The following is a 2,485-nucleotide window of genomic DNA, read 5'->3' on the forward strand; positions in this document are numbered from 1 at the left end:
CGGCCAGGAACACCACCGAGCGCTCCGGCTTGGGCCCGGCAGCAAAACCGCGCGCCAGCTCCAGCAACGCCGCGGTGCCGCTGGCGTTATCCAGCGCGCCGTTGAAGATGGTGTCGCCTCGCGCGTCCGGCTTGCCCACGCCGATATGGTCCCAGTGCGCGCTGTAGATCAGCGTTTCATCCGGATGCGTGCTGCCTTGCAGGCGTGCGACCACGTTGTGCGAGGTGATCACGTCGGATTTGACCTGATAGCTGGCACTGAGCCCCTGGCCCTTGAGCTCGACCGGCTTGAACCCACGGGTCTGCGCCTGCTTCTTCAGCGCGTCGAAGTCCAGCCCGGCGCGCTTGAACAGCGCGGTGGCCAGATCGCGCTGGATCCAGCCTTCCACGGTGGGGTGCGCGGCACGCGGGTTGTCGCGCACCACATCGAACATGGTGTTGGTATTGGAGCTGGCCACGGTGTCCCAGCCATAGGAGGCGGGCGCGGTTTCGTGCACCACCAGCACGCCGAGCGCGCCCTGGCGTGCGCCTTCTTCGTACTTGTAGGTCCAGCGGCCGTAATAGGTCATGCCGGCGCCGTCGAAGGCGCCCTTGCCGGTTTCGAAGTCCGGATCGTTGATCAGCACCACCGCGATCTTGCCCTTCAGGTCCACGCCCTTGAAGTCGTCCCAGTCGCGCTCCGGCGCCTTGACGCCATAGCCGACGAACACCAACGGCGCGTTGGCGATGTCGACCTTGGACGCGCCGTCGAGCGCGGCACGGATGGCGATCTGCTTGCCTTGCGTCAGCGCCTGCGGCTTGCCGGCATTCGTCAGCGAAAGCGTCGGCGTACCGACGATATCGGCGCGACGCAACGGCACCGCCTGGGTCCACAGCCGCTTGCCGGCTGCGAGATCGCCGCCGGGCTGCAGGCCCGCGTCGGCAAATTGCTTGCTCAGATAGGCGATGGTTTTTTCTTCGCCGGCAGTGGCCGGGCCACGCCCTTCATAGGCATCGGACGCCAGCTCCTTGACGTCGCGCGAGATGCGCGCGCCATCGAACGTCGGCGCCTGCGCCATCACTGCGGTCGAGACCGCCATTGCCAAGAGTCCCACGGCACGTCGCTTCATTGCATACCCCAGCTATCAGACAGCCCGGGAGTGTAGCCACCGGCGAGTGCAAGCGGCGGCATGTTGCGGGATTGCCGCCTGCGAGGGTCGCGTGTCGCGCGCGTGCAGCCGCGCACCTGCGTACTTGCAAGAGATGCGGCAACGGCGATGCGTGTACGCCTAGAACAGGTCCACGCTGCCGGTCTGTTGCGTGGTCTGCAGCAACTGCCCGCTGGTGATCAGCTCGGCATACACCACCGCGCGATTGCGGCCGTGCTGCTTGGCCCAGTACAGCGCCTTGTCCGCTTCGTCCAGCAACTGGCTGATCAGCCGCCCATGGGTCAGCTCCACGATGCCGGTGCTGAGCGTGACCTGCCCGACCTGCGGGAATACATGCTCGGCAACGGCCAGGCGGAACCGCTCGAACAGGCTGACCGCCACATCGCGATCCACGCCGCGCAGCACGATCACGAATTCTTCGCCGCCGAAGCGGAACAGCAGATCCTCCTGACGGAACGCGCGCTGCATCAACTGCGCCACCAGCAGCAGTACTTCGTCGCCGTACAGATGACCGAAGGTGTCATTGACCCGCTTGAAGTGATCGATATCCACGATCCCCAGCCAGATGCCGTCGGTGGCCGGAGCGTCCGGCCCACCTGCAAACAGGCCCAGGACCACATCGTCGAAGGTCTTGCGATTGCGCAGGCCGGTCAACGCGTCGCGCTGGGCATCGTCGAGCAGGCTGCGGTAGTTCTGGAAGAAGCGTGCGAAGCCCTGCAGCATCGCCTGTTCGGCAACACCGGGCGTGCGCGCACCGCCCACCCGCAGGCAGGTCCGGATGCCACGCGCTTCCATCATCGGGTACAGCAGCAGCGCATTGCCATCCTGCTGCAGCTGTACCACCTCGCCAGGGCCATGCACGTCGGCCAGCCGGGCACGCATCTGCGCATCCTTCAGCTCGGCCACCGTCAGCGACAGACGGCCGTCGTCGTGCAGGCGGGTTTCGGCCATGGTGCGGCCGTCCGGGGCGATACGCAGCAGCGACAACTCCTCGACGGAGCAGACCTCGCGCATGGTGCGCAACAGGCTCAGATCGAGCAGATCGGCGTCGCGGATGGCAGTCATGTCCACCATCCGTTCCAGCAACGGCGTGGCGCTCATTGGCGGCACAGCCGGTGCGCAGGCGCAGGCCCTCCCTGCCGGACGCGGCGGGCTGGCAGACAACTGGAGTGGCAACGCGCAGGCTTCACGACAACGACCGGCAGTCAGGATGCCGGTTCATCGGCGTCGCCCGCGCAAACTTGAGACCGCTGCCCGGCCATGCTCAGCCCCCGGCCAGCCGCGAGGCCCAACGGACAAAAATGCCCGGCGCCGCAGTGGGGCCCGCCGCCCCCGCAG

General features: G+C 66.9%; 2 protein-coding genes. Both read right to left on the minus strand.

Translation table 11 applies throughout. The annotated features are described in order from the left end of the window. The coding region (locus Y887_RS16665) for a M28 family metallopeptidase (RefSeq protein WP_046965412.1) at positions 1-1,108 on the minus strand (1,108 nt) is incomplete at its 3' end. Positions 1,109-1,267: 159 nt separating this feature from the next. Next, positions 1,268-2,248: a GGDEF domain-containing protein gene (locus Y887_RS16670; protein ID WP_046965411.1), complete on the minus strand. Its 981-nt coding sequence runs from the start codon at positions 2,246-2,248 to the stop codon at positions 1,268-1,270. Between the last annotated feature and the right edge of the window lie 237 nt (positions 2,249-2,485).

The organism is Xanthomonas pisi DSM 18956, assembly GCF_001010415.1.
In the GTDB taxonomy this organism is placed as follows: Bacteria; Pseudomonadota; Gammaproteobacteria; order Xanthomonadales; family Xanthomonadaceae; genus Xanthomonas; species Xanthomonas pisi.